Origin of the sequence: Nonomuraea sp. KM88 (assembly GCF_052245635.1) — a bacterium.
In the GTDB taxonomy this organism is placed as follows: Bacteria; Actinomycetota; Actinomycetes; order Streptosporangiales; family Streptosporangiaceae; genus Nonomuraea.
The window spans coordinates 131,597-148,299 of record NZ_JBQQCC010000007.1 but is presented as its reverse complement, the minus strand read 5'-3'; the positions used below and the strand labels follow the sequence as shown (position 1 = coordinate 148,299).

The following is a 16,703-nucleotide window of genomic DNA, read 5'->3' as shown; positions in this document are numbered from 1 at the left end:
CATGCGGATCGAGGATTATGCCCTGATCGGAGACATGCAGTCGGCCGCGCTGGTGGCCAGGGACGGCTCCATCGACTGGTTGTGCCTGCCCAGGTTCGACTCGCCGGCGTGTTTCGCTGCGCTGCTGGGCAGCGAGCGCCACGGCCACTGGTGGCTCGGGCCCACCGGCAGGAAACCGGCGACCAGGCGCCGTTACCGTCCCGACACGCTCATCCTGGAGAGCGAGTGGGACACTCCGACGGGCACCGTCCGGGTGATCGACTTCATGCCTCCCCGCGACAGGAACCCCGACGTCGTGCGCATCGTCGAGGGCGTCTCCGGCACCGTGGAGATGTCCACGGTGGTCAGGGTGCGTTTCGACTACGGCAGGATCGTGCCGTGGGTGCGCAGGACCGACGGTCACCTGCAGGCCGTCGGCGGTCCCGACTCCGTGTGGCTGCACGCCCCCGTGCCGCTGAAGGGCGGCGACTACGCCCACCGGGCGACGTTCACCGTCGAGGAGGGCCAGCGGCTGCCGTTCGTGTTCACCTGGCACCCCTCGCACGAGCCGATGCCGCCGCAGATCGCCTGCGAGGAACAACTCGCCGAAAGTGAGACGTTCTGGGCGGAGTGGGTGGCGCGCTGCACCTACGACGGCCCCTACCGCGAGGCCGTGACGCGGTCGCTGATCACATTGAAGGCGCTCACCTACGCGCCGACGGGCGGCATCGTCGCCGCGCCCACCACGTCGCTGCCCGAGGACCTGGGCGGGGTGCGCAACTGGGACTACCGGTTCTGCTGGCTGCGCGACGCGACGCTGACGCTCGACGCGCTCATCTCGTCCGGCTTCCTGGAAGAGGCCGCCGACTGGCGTGCCTGGCTGCTGCGCGCCATCGCCGGGCGACCGCAGGACCTGCAGATCATGTACGGCGTCGCGGGCGAGCGGCGGCTGCCCGAGCTGCGCCTCGACTGGCTCGACGGCTACGAGGACTCCCGCCCTGTGCGCATCGGCAACGAGGCGGTCAAGCAGCTGCAGCTCGACGTGTACGGCGAGGTGATGAACTCCCTGTTCGTCGCCCGCGAGCGCGGCCTGTCCCCCGACGAGCGGGCGTGGGCCATCCAGCGGCAGCTGCTCGACTACGTGACCGAGCACTGGGACGAGCCCGACGAGGGGTTGTGGGAGGTGCGCGGGCCGCGCCGGCACTTCGTGCACTCCAAGGTGATGTGCTGGGTGGCGCTCGACCGGGCCGTCAAATACGTCGAGCGGTTCGGCCGTACGGGTCCCGTGGAGAAGTGGCGGGCCCTGCGCGACAACATTCACGCCGAGATCTGCGAGAAGGGCTTCGACGAGACGCGCAACACCTTCACCCAGTCGTACGGGTCGGTGGAGCTGGACGCGGCCCTGCTGATGCTGCCGATGGTCGGGTTCCTGCCGATCGACGATCCGCGCATGGCGGGCACGGTGGCGGCGATCGAGAAGGAGCTCATGTCCGAGGGCTTCGTGCTGCGTTATCCGCTGGCCGACGACAACGACGTCGACGGCCTGCCCGGCGGCGAGGGCGCGTTCCTGGCCTGCAGTTTCTGGCTGGTGGAGGTGATGGCGATGCAGGGCAGGAAGGACGAGGCGAAGAACCTGTTCGAGCGCCTGCTGTCGCTCCGCAACGACGTGGGCCTGCTCGCGGAGGAGTACGACCCCCGCTACCACCGCCTGGTGGGCAACTTCCCGCAGGCGTTCAGCCACGTGCCCCTGGTCCACGCCGCCCGCGCCCTGGCATAGGCGCCCGGGGTCCGCCCCGTGCTGCGCCGGCCGCACGGAGGCGCGCCGCCCGACCGGCGTTCGCGACGGTTAAGGGCCGGTCAGGCGGCGCTCGCCGGCGGTGGTGATGACGTACACCTGCCAGTTGTAGTACACGTAGTAGTTCCGCGGATCGCGCTTGATCTGGCGGGCGTGCAGGAGGATGGCGTTCACGTACGCCTGCGACGGGTTGTAGGCGTGCAGCGCCCGCTGATAGTCGCGCGGCGCGCCGCTGGCCTTGAGGTAGTTGGCCGCGGCCATCACGGCGTCGCGCGGGTCGTGCACGTCGCCGCCCATCCCGTACGCCTTCCAGGTCGCCGGCATGAACTGCATCGGCCCCTGGGCGCCCACGTGGCTGGCCGACTTCACCCGGCCGAACTTCGTCTCCGAGAGCATCACCGCCGCCAGCACCTCCCACTCCACCCCGAACCGGCGCTCGGCCTTCTTGAAGAACCCGAGCAGTTCGGCGGCCGGGCGGGCCGACTGGACCTTGAACGGCGTCGACGGCTTGATCGGGTGGGCCAGGGCCAGGAGCTCGCGGATGGCGCGCGTGTTGTCCTTGGCCTGGGCGGCAAGGCCCTTCGGCAGGCGGGCGAAGGCCCGGGAGGCGAGCTTGGGATGGCGGGCCGCGTAACGGTAGATGCGCTGGTGGTGGAGGGCCAGGAGCTCGACGTCCTCCGGCGGCTTGCCCTTCTTGCCCTTCCAGGCGTCGATGGCGTCGTTGAGCGCGGAGGTGGTTTCCTTCAGGGCTGAGGCGAGCTTCGCGGCGTTCGCGGGGATCTTCTCGTCGGGGTCGGGGAGCGTCCGGCTCGGCGCGGGTGTCGCGGTGCCGGTGGGGGCCGCCAGCGGCTGGCGCGCGGGGGCGTTCTGCACGGGCGCCGGGGTTCCGCAGGCCGCCGTCCCCGTGAGGGCCGCGGCCGCCAGCGCGGCGAGCGCGCGACCCCGGCCGGTGAGTCGTGGGTGCTTCTGGCGTTCCTCCATGGGCCGCCAACCTACCCGGTTCCGGCCCGCGCGCACCGGCCCCACGGGCGATCCGGCATACGTCCCGCGTCACGCGCCCCCGGCCCGCCGTCCGGACCCGCACCACGCGCGATCCGACCTTCTCGCTCCGGGCCAGTGCGGCGCGCGGGGCGACACGCCGCCCAGACCTGTGCGGCCCCGCGGGCGGAGGTGGCGTTCAGAGCGGTACGGCGCGCAGGCGGGCGGAGGTGTCGCCGGTCAGCGGGTCGCCGTGGCCGACGCAGACGAGCGACACGTCGAGCTCCGCCAGGCGGCGGAACGAGCCGGCGGTGAGGTCGGGAAGCTGCTGGCCGCGCTCGCCGCGCAGGACGGGGGCGTCGGCGGCGTGCGCCATGACGGTGGCGTCCGTGCCGAGCTCGGAGAGGGCTCCCCAGTGGTCGTCGTGGCCGTGGGTGACGACGACGGCGCGCAGGTCGCCGGGCGCGTGCCCGAGGCTTTCGACGGCGGCGAGCAGGTCGGGGCCCGAGCCGGGCTCGCCGGTGTCGATGAGGGTGAGCCCGTCAGCATCGCGCCACAGGTATGCCTGGCCGACGCCGAACCGGAGAAGGTGCAGGGTCGGCAGTAATTCGATCGACTCCATGTGCCGGAACCTACGCCATCGCCGTACTTCCAAGGGCGCCGGTATCGAGGGGCGCCCCGCGCCGTCCCGATCGCCCTGCTCCCCACGCCTGCGGCGGGACGGGCATCCGGGGCGGTCGCGACCGGCGGCGCGGGACACGTCGTAGTCGAGCACCGGGTCTTCGTCCAGGCGCGGTTATGGCCATATTGTGTGGATCGTTCAAAGAGATCGAGCAAAGGGGCGGGATGCCGGAGATACGCCCGCTCCGGCCGGACGATCCGCAGCACATCGGCGGCCACCGGCTGCTCGGCGTGCTCGGCACCGGCGGGCAGGGAGTGGTCTACCAGGGCGCCGGTGACCCGGGGCCTGACGTCGCCATCAAGGTGCTGCACAGCCACCTGAGCCACGACGGCGGCGCCACCGCCGACTTCATGCGGGAGGTGGAGGCGGCGCGGCGGGTGGCCGCGTTCTGCACGGCGGCGGTGCTGGACGTCGGCATGCTGGGCGATCGGCCGTACATCGTGAGCGAGTACGTCCCCGGCGACACGCTGCAGGCGGTCGTCCGCTCCCAGGGGCCGCGCGCCGGCGGGGCGCTCGACCGGCTCGCGATCTCCACGCTGACCGCGCTGACAGCCATCCACCAGGCCGGGATCGTGCACCGGGACTTCAAGCCGGGCAACGTCCTGATGGGCCCCGACGGGCCGATCGTCATCGACTTCGGGATCGCCAAGGCACTCGACGCGTCGACGCACACATCCGGGCTGGTCGGGACTCCTGCGTACATGTCGCCCGAGCAGTTCGGGTCCGAGCGGGTGGGGCCTGCGTCGGACGTGTTCAGCTGGGCGGGCACGATCGTCTTCGCGGCCACGGGACGCGCTCCCTTCGCGGGCACGACGGTGGCCGCCGTCGTGAACAGCGTTATCAACGGCGTACCGGATCTTTCTGGAGTGCCGGGACACCTGCTGCCGCTGATCGAGACGTGCCTGTCCAAAGACCCCGCCTCCCGGCCCACCCCCACCGACCTGCTGCAGGACATCATCCGGCGGACGAACCCCGCGGGCGGGCCGCACCCCACGACGCCGGGCCCACGGGAAGGACGGTCGCCGCACCCGGCCAGGTCGCTCAGCCGCCGGCTGGTGATCGGCGGAGTGGCCGCGGCGGCCGCGGCAGGGGTGTCCGCCCTCGCCGTGTTACGGCCCGACCGCGCCTTCCTCGATCCCGGCCGCACACCGCTCCCGCCAGGCGTCGATCACACGAACCGTGCCGGCCAGGAGGTCTCCTCGTCGGCCTCCCCCCGAACAACCGGCACCGGCACCCCGGCGACCACACGGGCACCCACACCGGCACCCACACCGGCCGCTTCGGCCGAGCCGTTCGGCACGCCGGTCAGGGGGCCCGTGCCGCTGCCCTCGAAGTCCGGCGATCCGGTGTCCATGGCCGCCTCGGAGACGGCGGTCGTGTGCGCAACCACAACGGGACTCGTGCTCGCCTGGGACGTGAACGCGGCGGGCGACGGCGCGGCGGCTGTCACCGCGCTCGGCGACGGCGGAGGCACGGCCACCTCGGTGGCCGCCGGCCGGGTGGACGGCCGCCCGGTGGTGGCTTCCGGGCACGCCGACGGCAGGATGCGGCTGTGGACCCTGACGGGCGAGAGCCTGGCCGACCACCGGGCCGGCGACCCGGTCATCGCAGTCACGATCACACGCGGGGGCACACGCGGGGGCACACGCGGGGGCACACGCGGGGGCACACGCGGGGGCACGGACGAGGACACTGACGGGGGCAGGGCGATCGCCGTGTCGCAGAAGTACGACCTCGTCCAAGACCTGCGCAGCGTCGTACGGCTGTGGGACATCGCCACCGGCAAGCAGATCGGCCCGGCGATCCGCGACCACTACCAGGGCGTCCACGGCCTGGCGTTCGGCCGGCTCGGCACCGACGACGTGCTCGTCACGGGGGACGGCCGCGGGCGCGTCCGGGTGTGGCGCCTGTCGACGGGAAAGCCGCGGCACTCGTTCGGCATGGGGAGGTACAGCGGGATCGAGTTGCTGGCCTGCGGCGAGATCGAGGGCCGGCCCGTGGTCGTCTCGACGCACCAGAACGCCACCCTCCGCGTGCACGACCTGGTGACGGGCAAGCGCAGGAAGATGTGGAACTTCAGCGGCAGAAGCCCCGATGACCGGGGCACCACCGCGCTCGTGGCCGGGCGGCTCGGCGGCCTCCCCATCGCGGCCGTGACCCACGCTCCCGTGGGCGGTGAGGTCATCGTCCGGATCTGGGACCTCGACGAGGCCCGGGTCATCGGCGCGCTGCGTCCCGCGGACGGCGGCGCCGTCCACGCCCTCACCCTGGCCGAGCTCGACGGCAGGCCGGTGATCGCGGGCGCGGGCGAGTACGGGAAGGCGCAGGTCTGGAGTCTCGGCCCGGCCTGACCCGCCCCGGTCACGACCGGCATGAGGACGGTGGGTGGTCAGGGGGCGGGCTGGGCGGCCGGTGAGCTGGTCTCGGCGCGGTCGCGGAGTGCGTCGACGCGCCTCATGACCGGGGTGGCCGTGAGGCCGTGCAGGACGACCGAGGCCACCACGGTGAATCCCGTCACCGCCCACAGCTCCTCGGCGGGTACGCCGAAGCCGGCCTGGCCCAGCGCGTACGTCAGGTAGAACAGCGACCCGATCCCCCGGATGCCGAAGAACGAGATCACCAGGCGTTCCCTGGGCCCGGCCGGGCCGCGCAGCTGCGCGAGCCAGCCCGTCAGCGGCCGGATGACGAGCAGGAGGAGAAGCGCGACGGCCGCGCCGCGCCACGTGAGCCCTGACAGGCCGCCGACGGCGACGAAACCGCCGAGCAGGAGCAGCAGCCAGGCCGTGAACAGCCGCTCGATCTGCTCCACGAAGCCGTGCAGGACGTTGTTGTAGCCGTGCCCGTGCTCGGCCCGCCTGATGGCGCACGCGGTGACGAACACCGCGATGAAGCCGTACCCGTGCACGAGCTCCGTCACCCCGTACGACAGGAACGTGGCGGCCAGGGCGACGAAGCCGTCGCGGCGCTCCGACAGGCGCAGCCCGCTGGACGGTGCGCGGAAGAACAGGCGGCCGAGCAGCCAGCCGATCAGCAGGCCCGAGACGATGCCGGCGGCGGTGCGGTAGAGCACGTCCATCAGCGCCCACTCCCCCAGCCAGCCGGTCCCGCCGGCGACCGCGACGGCGGCGGCGTACACGATGGGGAAGGCCAGCCCGTCGTTGAGCCCGGCCTCCGAGGTGAGGGCGAAGCGCACCTCGTCGTCGGCGTTCTCGGCGTCTACGGGCTCGCCGACGTGCACGTCGGAGGCGAGCACCGGGTCCGTGGGCGCCAGCACCGCCCCGAGCAGCAGCGCCGCCCCGGCGGGCCAGCCGAGCAGGAGGGCGGCGGCGACGGCCACGCCCGCCACGGTGAGCGGCATCGCCAGGCCGAGCAGCCGCCACGTCGTCGACCAGGCGCGCATTCCGGCCCGCCGGTTGATCGCGAGACCCGCCCCCATGAGGGAGACGACGACGCACAGTTCGGTGATGTGCTCGAGCGCCACGCGGTGGGCGACCGGGTCGGGCTCCGGCAGGCCGATCGGCAGGGCGAAGAGCGCCATGCCGCCCAGCAGGTAGACGAGGGGTAAGGACAGGGGTCTGCGGAGATCACCTGGGGCAGGAAGGCGGCCAGCAGCGCGGCGCCACCGCCCAGGGCGAGGACGAGATCTCCTGCCCGGGCGGCGGAGGAAAATCCGTGTCGGCCGCCGTCCGCGCTCTTTTCGCCCATCAAGGATGGAAGCAGGCCGGGTTGCGCCGTACGCGTGATATGTGATGGTGTGCCGCTCCTGAGGTCTGGCGGACGGCGACGGGCCTGCCCGGGGCCGGCCGCCTCCTTCGACTCAAGGAGGCTTTGTTGCCGTTCATTGTCGATCTGACCAGCGGGAGCGTCGAACGCGAAGACCGCTCGGCCGAGAGGGGACACTACGGCGGGTCCATCCTCGGGCTGCGGCTGATGGCCGAGCGCACGCCCGCCGGGCTGGATCCGTACGACCCCCGCGCCCTGCTGTACGTGGCCGCGGGCATGCTGGGCGGGACGGCGGCGCCCGGCCTGGCCAAGGCCGTCTTCCTGGCCAAGTCGCCGCTGACGGGGGTGGCCGGGGAGACGCACGCGTTGGGGCCGTTCGCGGCCGGGATGCGCGGGGCGGGGGCGAAGGCGCTGGCCGTGCTCGGGCGGGCGGAGCGGCCGTCGTACCTGCTGGTCGAGGGCGGCGAGGTCGTGTGCCGCGACGCCGGCGACCTGTGGGGGCTCGGCGTCGCCGCGACCACGGACGCCCTGCGGGCCAGGCACGGCGCGGCGGCCCAGGTGGCGGCCATCGGGCCCGCCGGGGAGAACCTCGTCAGGTACGCGAGCGTGGTCACCGGCCACGCCCACCCCGCCGGGCGGTACGGCCTGGGCGCGGTCTTCGGCGCCAAGAACCTCAAGGCGGTCGTGTGCGCGGGCGACGCTCCCGCGCCGGTCGCCGACCCGGGCACCATCGCCGCGCTGACGGCCTTCTACCGGGAGTCGCTGGCCACGAACCCGCTGGCGGCGCTGCAGGCGGGCGAGCCGGGGTTCGCCGGGTGGGCGGGCGACCCTCTCGACCCCGGCTACGCGTCCGTGCGGAACTTCTCGGTGCCGGGGGCGGGCGGGCTGCGCGTTCCGGCCGTCCGCGACTACGACGGGCGGGCGGTGGCGACCACGGGCGCGTGCCCGGGGTGCCCGAACGACTGCCTCAAGGTGTACGCCCCGCCCGGACTGAGCGAGCGGCGCTCCGGCGGGCTGGGGCAGGAGGCGTTCCTGTCGCTCGGGTGGAACCTGGGGATCGACGACCTCGACGCCGTGCTCGCCGCGAACGCCCTCTGCAACGACCTCGGCCTCGATCCCGTCTCGCTCGGCGGGACGCTCGCCTTCGCGATGGAGTGCGCGGCGCGCGGCCTGCTGCCCGGCGGGCCGGCGTTCGGCGACGTGGCGGCGCTGCCGGGGCTGATCAGGGACGTGGCCGCCCGTGCCGGCGCGCTGGGCGACCTGCTGGCGGAGGGGTCGGCCAGGGCGGCGGCGCGGGTGGGGCCGGGGGCGGCGGCGTACGCGATGACCGCCCGGGGTGCGGAGCTGCCGTGTTTCGATCCCCGGATCCAGCCCGGTGTCGGGCTCGGGTACGCGCTCGCGCCGGGCGGCCCGCGCTACGACGCCCTGGAGCACGACCTCGACTTCGATCCCGTCTCGGGGCTGGGCTACAGCTTCCCCGAGGCGCGGCGGATCGGCGCCGAGCCCGCCCCCGCCGGGGTGCTGGACGAGGAGCGCGGGCGGCGCACCGCCCGGCTGCTGCGGCTCTGGAGCGGTCTCGACGCGCTCAACCTGTGCGTCTTCGCCTCCTCCCCCACGCGCCCGCTGACCGTCGACCGCCTGACGGCGCTGGTCACCGCCGTGCTCGGCGACGCGTTCACGCTGGAGGACCTGCTGGCGGCCGGGCAGCTCCGGCTCGACGAGATGCGCGCGTACGCGGCCAGGGAGGGCGGCGCTCCCGGCGGGCTGCCCGCCCGGATGCACGACGAGCCGATCACGGAGGGCCGCCACAAGGGCGCGGTGCTCGACCGCGCCGCGTTCGCGCGGGCGAGCGCGGCGTTCTGCGCGGAACTCGGCTGGCAGGACATTTCCCGATAGAACAATTGATCTCCCTCTTGTTCGGTTCGCGAGGCCGCTGTTAGGGTCAGGTCAATCGTTTGACTGACGAGAGGGAGACCATCGGGGATGGCTGTCACGATCGACCTGAGCGGGCGCACAGCGCTCGTCACGGGCGGTGCGGGCGGCCTCGGGCCGGCGTGCGCCCGCGCGCTGGCCGAGGCAGGAGCGGACGTCGTGCTCTCCGACCTGGAGAGCCCGAGGCTCGCCGAGGCGGCGGCCGCGCTGGGCGTCACCGCACGGCCGGCCGACCTCACCGACCGGTCCCAGGCCCAGGCCCTGGCCGCCCATCCCGGCCGGCTCGACGTGCTGGTGAACTGCGCCGGCGTCATGCGCACCACGCCGCTGCTGGACATCGAGCCGGACGAATGGCTGCGGATCGTGGACACCAACCTCAACGCCGCCTTCTGGCTCACCCAGGCCGTCGGCCGGCGGATGGCCGAGCAGGGCGGCGGCTCGATCATCACCCTCGCCTCCGTCGCCGCCCGCTCGGGCCGCCCGAACGCGGCCCACTACTCGGCCACCAAGACGGCGCTGCTCTCCCTGACGAAGTCGGCGGCCGAGGCGCTCGCCCCCGTACGGGTCAACGCGGTCTGCCCCGGTGTCTTCCTCACCCCCATGTGGGACGAGATCATCGCCGACCGCGACCGCCGCTTCGGCCCCGGCGCGGGCGCCGCCCACCTCAAGGAGGTCGGCGAGCGTACGCCGCTGGGCCGTCCCGGCCGGCCCGAGGAGGTCGCCTCCGCGGTGTTGTTCCTGGCCAGCGATCTGGCCTCGTTCGTCACGGGCCAGGCGCTGAACGTCGACGGCGGACTGGAGATGAACTGACCGTGGCCGCCTCCTCCGCGCAGACGTTCAAGCTGCTGCCCGAGCTGTTCGCCGACCGCGCGATGGCCGGGATCTTCTCCGCCGAGCGCACCGTGCTCGCCTGGCTGCGCACCGAGGCCGCGCTCTCCCGGGCCCAGGCCGAGGCGGGGATCATCACCGAGGCCGACGCGGAGGCCATCGCCGCGGCCTGCGTCCCGGGCACCATCGACCTCGACCGCCTCTGGGACGAGGCGGCGAACGTGGGCTACCCGATCCTCCCCCTCGTCCGGATGATCGCGGCGGCCCTCCCGGACGGGCCCGACGGCCGGGTCCACTACGGCGCCACCACGCAGGACATCATGGACACCGGCCTCGCCCTGCAGATGGGCGAGGCGCTCGACCACCTGGCCACGCTGCTCGGCTCCTTCGGCGACGCGCTCGCCCGTCTCGTGGCCGGGCACGCGGGCACCGTCATCGCCGCGCGCACGCACGCCCAGCAGGCGGTGCCCACGACGTTCGGCGCGAAGATGGCGGTGCTGCTGGCGGAGGCGGCGCGGCAGCGCGAGCGGGTCGCCGCCGCCGCACGCCAGGTGCGGGTCGTGTCGCTGTTCGGCGCCGGCGGCACGTCCGCGGCGATGGGCGAGCGCGCCCGCCAGGTGCGCGAGGGCGTGGCCGGGCGGCTCGGCCTGCGCACCACGGACGTGCCGTGGCACGTGGCCAGGGACGGCGTCGCCGAGTTCGGCGTGACCTGCGCGAGCCTGGCGGCCACGGCCGCCCGCTTCGCCCGCGAGGTCGTGGACCTGTCCAGGACCGAGGTCGGCGAGGTGCGCGAGGCCGGCGGCCACCACCGGGGGGCGTCCTCCACGATGCCGCAGAAGGCCAACCCCATCGGCTGCGAAGCCGTCATCGGCATGTCCGGCACGGCGGGGGCGCTCAGCTCCGGCCTGTTCCGCGCGATGGAGGCCGGCCACGAGCGGGCGGCCGGCGAGTGGCAGGTCGAGTGGTACGTCGTGCCGCTGCTGGCCGAGCTGGCCGCGGGCGCGCTGGCCACGGCCGCCGACGTCGCCGCCGGGCTGCGCGTCTATCCCGCCGCCATGCGGGCCAACCTGGGTGCGGAGGGCGGCCTGATCATGGCGGAGGCGTACATGATGCGCCTGGCGCCCGTGCTGGGCCGGGAGAAGGCGCACGACCTGGTCTACCAGGCTGCCCACGAGGCGCGCGAGCGCGGGCGCGCGCTGGCCGACGCCCTGCGCGACGTCGCCGGCCCCGACGACCTGGCGAGCCTGGGCACGCTGCCCATCCCGCCCGAGTCCTACATCGGCGACGCCGGGGCGATCTGCGCCGCGGCCCTGGACGCCTGGAGAAAGAGCGATGAGTGAGAGACGGCTCGCGGACCTGCTGGCCATGTGGCGGATCCGCGCGTTCGAGGAGAAGGTGCGCGACCTGCGCGCCGAGGGCCCGATCGTGGGGTCTGTGCACCTGTGCGTCGGCCAGGAGGCCATCCCGGCCGGCGCGTGCGACGTGCTGGAGCCGCGGGACGCGCTGTTCGCCACCTACCGCGGTCACGGCTGGGCGCTGGCCAGGGGCGTGCCGGCGGAGCCGCTGTTCGCCGAGCTGATGGGCCGGGCGACGGGGGTGAACGGCGGCCGGGGCGGCTCGGCCTACTTCACGGCCGCCGAGCACGGCTTCCACGGCGAGAACTCGATCGTGGGCGCCGGCGCGCCGATCGCGTGCGGGGCCGCGCTTGCGGGCAGGTTCGACGGCTCGGGCCGGGCCGCCGTGAGCGTCTTCGGGGACGGCGCGATGAACCAGGGCGCGGTGCACGAGGCGATGAACTTCGCCGCCGCCTTCTCCCTGCCGGTCGTCTTCGTCTGCGAGAACAACCGTTACTCGGAGCTGACGCCGATCGCCGACATGGTGCGCGCGCCGCGCCTGGCCGACCGGGCGGCCGCGTACGGGATGCCCGGGCACCGGATCGACGGCAACGACGCCGAGGCCGTGCGCTTCCACATGCGCGACGCCCTGGAAATCGCCCGCGAGGGTGGCGGGCCGACCCTGCTCGAGTGCATGACCGAACGGCTGGTGGGCCACTACATCGGCGACGCCGAGGCGTACCGTCAGCCCGGCGAGCTGGAGCGGATCAGGCGCAGGGAGCCGATCGCGAGGCTGCGCGAGGGCCTGCTCGCCGACGGGGTCCCCGCCGACGACGTCGACGCGGTGGAGCGCCGGGCGCGGGCGGAGATGGAGTCCGCCGCCGCGGCGGCGCTCGACGCGCCGCTCGCCGACCCCGCGACCGCGAGGGAGCACCTGTATGCATGAGCGCGATCTCACCTACGGCGAGGCCGTGAACGCGGCCCTGCACCGGCTCATGGAGGAACTGCCGGAGACACTCGTCTACGGCGAGGACGTCGCCGTGCCGGGCGGCGTGTTCGGCGTCACCAGGGGCCTGCGCAAGCAGCACGGCGACCGGGCGTTCGACACGCCGATCAGCGAGTCGGCCATCCTCGGCAGCGCGGTGGGCGCGGCGATGATGGGCCGCCGCCCGATCGTCGAGATCATGTGGGCCGACTTCTCCCTGGTGGCGCTCGACCAGATCGTCAACCAGGCGGCCAACGTGCGCTACGTCTCGGGCGGGCGGCTGAGCGCCCCGCTGACGATCCGCACCCAGCAGGGCAACGCGCCGGGCGCGTGCGCCCAGCACTCCCAGTGCCTGGAGGCGCTGTTCCTGCACGTGCCGGGGCTGCGGGTGTGCATGCCGAGCACGCCGCAGGACGCCTACGACCTGCTGGTGACGGCCGTGCACTGCGACGACCCGGTGCTGGTGATCGAGAACCGCACGCTGTACTTCGGCGCGAAGGAGCAGGTCCGGGTCGGCGGCCCGGTCGAGCCGATGGGCGGGGCGCGCACCCGCCGTCCCGGCTCCGACGTCACGGTCGTCACCTGGGGCGCCATGACGCACCGGGTGCTGGAGGCGGCCGAGGCGCTGGCCGGCGAGGGGATCGACGCCGAGGTGCTGGAGACGCCGTGGCTCAACCCGTTCGACACCGGGGCGGTGCTGGCGAGCACCCGCCGCACCCGCAGGCTGGCGGTCGTGCACGAGGCGAACGTCACCGGCGGCTTCGGCGCTGAGGTCGTCGCCCGCGTGGCCGGCGCCGGGGTGCCGCTGCTCGCGCCGCCCGTCAGGATCGGGACGCCGGACGTGCGGATGCCGGCCGCGCCGGCGCTGGCGCGGGCCCTGGTGCCCGGCGCCGATCGCGTCGCGGACGAGCTCCGCGCCCTGGCCCGGCGGGAGGCTCCGCGATGAGAGGCGTCTGGCACTTCTCGTTCACGGTCGCCGACCTCGACAGGTCCGTGGCCTTCTACCGCGACCTGCTCGGATTCGCCCTCGTGCACCGGCAGGAGCAGGACAACGCCTACACCCGCGGGCTCGTCGGCTACCCCGACGCGGTGCTGCGCGTCGCCCAGCTCGCCGTGCCCGGCCAGCCCCGCGGCGTCTCCACCCACGACCTGGAACTGGTCGAGTACGTACGGCCCAGGGGCCGGCCGCGCGACCCCGCCCGCCACCTGCCCGGCGCCGCCCACCTGGCGCTCACGGTCGAGGACGCCCGCGCGGAGCACGCCCGGCTGTCGGCGGCCGGCGTGAGCTTCGTCAACCCGCCCGCAGAGATCACCGCGGGCGTCAACAAGGGCGGCTACGCCTGCTACTTCCTCGACCCCGACGCGATCACACTGGAGCTGGTCCAACCCCCCGCGAACCCGCTCGGACGATCTGGCGAGGAGGCCGGATGACCGTCGTAGACGCCCACCAGCACTTCTGGAACCTCGAGACCGGCTCCTACCCGTGGCTGACTCCGGAGTCGGGGCCGATCTTCCGCACGTTCGAGCCGGACGAGCTTCTCCCCCAGCTCGCCGCCGCCGGAGTCGAGCGCACGGTCCTGGTGCAGGCGATGGACTCCTACGCCGACACCGACGCCATGCTCGCGCAGGCCGACGCCCACGACGTGATCGGCGCGGTGGTGGGCTGGGTGCCGCTGCGGCGGCCGGACGAGGCGGCCGGGGCGCTGGAGCGCTACCGGCGCCATCCGAAGTTCGCCGGGGTGCGCCACCTCATCCACGACGAGCCCGACCCCGACTGGGTGCTGCAGGACTCCGTGATCGAGGGGCTGCGGCTGCTGGCGGCGGCCGGGCTGCCGTTCGACGTGGTGGCCGTGCTGCCCCGGCACCTGGAGCACGTGCCGGTGCTGGCCGAGCGGGTGCCGGGCCTGCGGATGGTCATCGACCACCTCGCCAAGCCGCCGATCAGGGAGAAGGGCTGGGAGCCGTGGGCGTCGCTGCTCGCCCGCGCGGCCGAGTGCCCGCAGGTGTACGCCAAGGTGTCCGGGCTGAACACCGCGGCCGACGCCGCGGCCTGGACGGCCGCCGACCTGCGGCCGTACGTGGAGCACGCGCTGGAGTCGTTCGGGCCCGAGCGGCTCATGTTCGGCAGCGACTGGCCGGTGGCGCTGCTGGCCGGCGACTACGCGAAGGTGTGGCGGGAGACGGGCGCGGCGCTGTCCGGGCTGTCGCCGGCCGATCGCGCGGCCGTGCTGGGCGGCACCGCGACCCGCTTCTACGGCATGGAGGAGCCGGCATGATCGACGTTTTCGCGCCCATCGCCGCCGCGGCCGGCCTGGCCGTCCCCGCCGGACACCGGCTGCCGATCGCGGTGGTCGGCGCGGGGGCGATCGTCGACGTCGCGCACCTGCCCGCCTACCGGCAGGCCGGGCTGGAGGTGGCCGGGCTGTTCGACCTCGACGCCGGGCGGGCCGCCGAGGTGGCCGGCCGGCACGGGGTGCCCAGGACGTACGGGTCGCTGGAGGAGCTGCTGGCCGACGAGCGGGCCGCCGTGGTCGACATCGCGGTCGCGCCGGGGGCGCAGCCCGCCATCGCGCGAGCGGCGCTGGCGGCCGGCAAGCACCTGCTGTGCCAGAAGCCGTTCGCGCCCGACGTCGCGACCGGGCAGGAGATCGTCGAGCTGGCGGCGGCCCGCGGGCTGAAGGTCGCGGTCAACCAGCAGCTCCGCTTCGACGAGGGCGTCGCCGCCGCCCGCGCCATGGTCCGCGCGGGCTGGATCGGCGAGCCGACGGCCATGACGTTCACGGTGAACATCCACACCGACTGGAGCGCCTGGGACTGGCTCGTCAGCTCCGAGCGGCTGGAGATCGTCTACCACTCCATCCACTATCTCGACGCGATCCGCTCGGTCCTCGGGGACCCCGAGCTCGTCTTCTGCACCGGCAGCCGCACGCCGGGCCAGGTCGCCAAGGGCGAGACCAGGACGATGAGCACGCTGGTCTACCCGGGCGACGTGCGGGCGCTCGTCCACGCCACGCACGAGAACCGCACCGGCGACCAGGAGGCGTCGTTCCGCATCGACGGGACGGAAGGCGCGATCAAGGGCACGCTCGGCCTGCTCTACGACTATCCGCACGGCCGCCCCGACACCCTGGCCGTCAACAGCCGCTCGTTGCCGACCGACGGCTGGCTGCCGTACCCGGTGACCACGCGGTGGCTGCCGGACGCGGTGGCCGGGCCGATGGGCTCGCTGCTGCGGGCGATCGCCGAGGGCGGCGAGCCGGAGACGTCCGGGGCCGACAACCTCGGCACGCTGCGCCTGATCCACGCCCTCTACCGCTCGATGGACAAGGGCGAGAGCGTGCGTCCAGGATCGTCGGCATGAAGCGTTCACGGGTCACGCTCGCCGACGTCGCCGCGATGGCGAGGGTCGACAGGGCCGTTGTCTCCCGCGTGATCAACAAGGACCCCACGCTCAACATCCGCCAGGAGACGCGGGAGCGGGTGCTGACCGCGATCGACAGGCTCGGCTACCGGCCCAACGTGGCCGCGCGGAGCCTGCGCACCGCGCGTGCGCACATGTTCGGGCTGTTCATCCCCGACTTCGCCAACCCCGTCTACGCGGAGATCATCAAGGGCGCGGAGTCCGAGGCGGCCTCCCAGGGGTACGTCCTGGTCACCGGCAGCGCCATCGGCGCCGGGCTCGGCGAGTACATGGACCGGATCGGGCAGGGCCGCATCGACGGCCTGCTGCTGGCCGGGGCGGGCGACGAGGCCGGGCTCGTGGAGCACCTCGACCGGGCCGCCATCCCGTGGATCATGCTCAACAACCGCAGCAGGAGCGTCGAGCGGTACGTCATCCTCGACGACGAGCGGGCCGCCGCGCTCGCGGTGGAGCATCTCGTACGCCTCGGTCACCGCCGCATCGCCCACCTGGCGGGACCGGCCGCCGCCGACACGGCCGGCCGCAGGTCGGCGGGCTACTCGGCGGCGATGCGCGAGGCGCGGCTGCCGGAGGGCCCGATCGTGGCGGCGGGGTACACGCCGGCCGGCGGCGCGGCGGCGATGGCCCGGCTGCTCGGCGGCCCCGAGCGGCCGACGGCGGTGTTCGTGGCGAACGTGGCCTCGGCGATCGGCGCGATGGAGGGGGCGCGCTCGGCCGGTTTGGAGATCCCGCGGGACGTGTCGATCGTGGCCGTGCACGACCTGGAGCTGGCCAGTTACCTGTTCCCCGCCCTGACCACGGTGCGGATGCCGCTGGCGGAGCTGGGCCGCCGCGGCGTCACCCTGCTCGCCGGGCTCAGGCCCGACGACAAGGTGGCCGAGGTGCTGGCCGGGCCCGTGGAGCTCATCCAGCGCCGGTCCACCGCGCCGCCGCCCGGGTGACGCGCGGGTGCCGGGTTGTCGCTGTGGCGCAGCGCGGCAGGCACTGTTAGCGCTAACAGAAGGGGCGAAGCAGCTCGAACGTAGGCTTGGCCGGCGTCCCTGTCA

General features: G+C 74.0%; 14 protein-coding genes. 11 read left to right on the top strand and 3 right to left on the bottom strand.

The window, feature by feature from the left end; translation table 11 throughout:
* The first annotated feature begins 1 nt into the window (after position 1).
* Positions 2 to 1,756, top strand: coding sequence for a glycoside hydrolase family 15 protein (locus ACTWPV_RS22245; protein ID WP_347644659.1), 1,755 nt, complete (start codon positions 2 to 4; stop codon positions 1,754 to 1,756).
* 69 nt (positions 1,757 to 1,825) lie between these two features.
* Here ACTWPV_RS22245 and ACTWPV_RS22240 read toward each other — a convergent pair whose 3' ends face one another.
* Positions 1,826 to 2,755 carry a lytic murein transglycosylase gene (locus ACTWPV_RS22240; RefSeq protein WP_443153232.1) on the bottom strand — a complete coding sequence of 310 codons (930 nt, stop codon included), beginning with the start codon at positions 2,753 to 2,755 and terminating at the stop codon, positions 1,826 to 1,828.
* A gap of 196 nt (positions 2,756 to 2,951) precedes the next feature.
* On the bottom strand, positions 2,952 to 3,374 hold the full coding sequence (locus tag ACTWPV_RS22235) for an MBL fold metallo-hydrolase (protein WP_443153231.1): 423 nt from the start codon (positions 3,372 to 3,374) through the stop codon (positions 2,952 to 2,954).
* Between the two features lie 224 nt (positions 3,375 to 3,598).
* Between ACTWPV_RS22235 and ACTWPV_RS22230 the strand changes: the two genes are divergently transcribed.
* Positions 3,599 to 5,785, top strand: coding sequence for a WD40 repeat domain-containing serine/threonine protein kinase (locus ACTWPV_RS22230; RefSeq protein WP_443153230.1), 2,187 nt, complete (start codon positions 3,599 to 3,601; stop codon positions 5,783 to 5,785).
* 38 nt (positions 5,786 to 5,823) lie between these two features.
* Here the strand turns inward: ACTWPV_RS22230 and ACTWPV_RS22225 are convergent, their stop codons facing one another.
* Complete coding sequence (locus ACTWPV_RS22225; protein WP_443153229.1) at positions 5,824 to 6,972, bottom strand: cation:proton antiporter; 1,149 nt, start codon at positions 6,970 to 6,972, stop codon at positions 5,824 to 5,826.
* A gap of 293 nt (positions 6,973 to 7,265) precedes the next feature.
* On the opposite strand from ACTWPV_RS22225, the gene ACTWPV_RS22220 reads away from it, so the two are divergent.
* The 9 genes from ACTWPV_RS22220 (at position 7,266) to ACTWPV_RS22180 (ending at position 16,598) form a co-directional block, all read left to right on the top strand.
* On the top strand, positions 7,266 to 9,053 hold the full coding sequence (locus ACTWPV_RS22220) for an aldehyde ferredoxin oxidoreductase C-terminal domain-containing protein (RefSeq protein ID WP_443153228.1): 1,788 nt from the start codon (positions 7,266 to 7,268) through the stop codon (positions 9,051 to 9,053).
* Between the two features lie 87 nt (positions 9,054 to 9,140).
* Positions 9,141 to 9,899 (top strand): SDR family NAD(P)-dependent oxidoreductase, encoded by a 759-nt coding sequence (locus ACTWPV_RS22215; RefSeq protein ID WP_443153227.1) that lies wholly within the window; start codon positions 9,141 to 9,143, stop codon positions 9,897 to 9,899.
* 2 nt (positions 9,900 to 9,901) lie between these two features.
* Positions 9,902 to 11,257 (top strand): class-II fumarase/aspartase family protein, encoded by a 1,356-nt coding sequence (locus tag ACTWPV_RS22210; protein ID WP_347644667.1) that lies wholly within the window; start codon positions 9,902 to 9,904, stop codon positions 11,255 to 11,257.
* Entirely contained in the window at positions 11,250 to 12,197 is a 948-nt protein-coding gene (locus ACTWPV_RS22205) for a thiamine pyrophosphate-dependent dehydrogenase E1 component subunit alpha (RefSeq protein ID WP_443153226.1), read from the top strand. The genes ACTWPV_RS22210 and ACTWPV_RS22205 overlap by 8 nt, the downstream gene beginning before the upstream one ends.
* The gene (locus ACTWPV_RS22200) at positions 12,190 to 13,182 is read left to right on the top strand and encodes an alpha-ketoacid dehydrogenase subunit beta (protein ID WP_443153225.1); all 993 of its coding nucleotides are present in this window, start codon (positions 12,190 to 12,192) and stop codon (positions 13,180 to 13,182) included. Before ACTWPV_RS22205 ends, ACTWPV_RS22200 begins: the two co-directional genes overlap by 8 nt.
* Positions 13,179 to 13,667, top strand: coding sequence for a VOC family protein (locus ACTWPV_RS22195; protein ID WP_443153224.1), 489 nt, complete (start codon positions 13,179 to 13,181; stop codon positions 13,665 to 13,667). Before ACTWPV_RS22200 ends, ACTWPV_RS22195 begins: the two co-directional genes overlap by 4 nt.
* A complete protein-coding gene (locus tag ACTWPV_RS22190) occupies positions 13,664 to 14,512 on the top strand; it encodes an amidohydrolase family protein (RefSeq protein WP_347644671.1) in 849 nt (282 codons plus the stop codon). Before ACTWPV_RS22195 ends, ACTWPV_RS22190 begins: the two co-directional genes overlap by 4 nt.
* The gene (locus ACTWPV_RS22185; RefSeq protein WP_443153223.1) at positions 14,509 to 15,597 is read left to right on the top strand and encodes a Gfo/Idh/MocA family protein; all 1,089 of its coding nucleotides are present in this window, start codon (positions 14,509 to 14,511) and stop codon (positions 15,595 to 15,597) included. Before ACTWPV_RS22190 ends, ACTWPV_RS22185 begins: the two co-directional genes overlap by 4 nt.
* Positions 15,594 to 16,598 carry a LacI family DNA-binding transcriptional regulator gene (locus ACTWPV_RS22180; protein ID WP_347644673.1) on the top strand — a complete coding sequence of 335 codons (1,005 nt, stop codon included), beginning with the start codon at positions 15,594 to 15,596 and terminating at the stop codon, positions 16,596 to 16,598. The genes ACTWPV_RS22185 and ACTWPV_RS22180 overlap by 4 nt, the downstream gene beginning before the upstream one ends.
* Positions 16,599 to 16,703 lie beyond the last annotated feature (105 nt).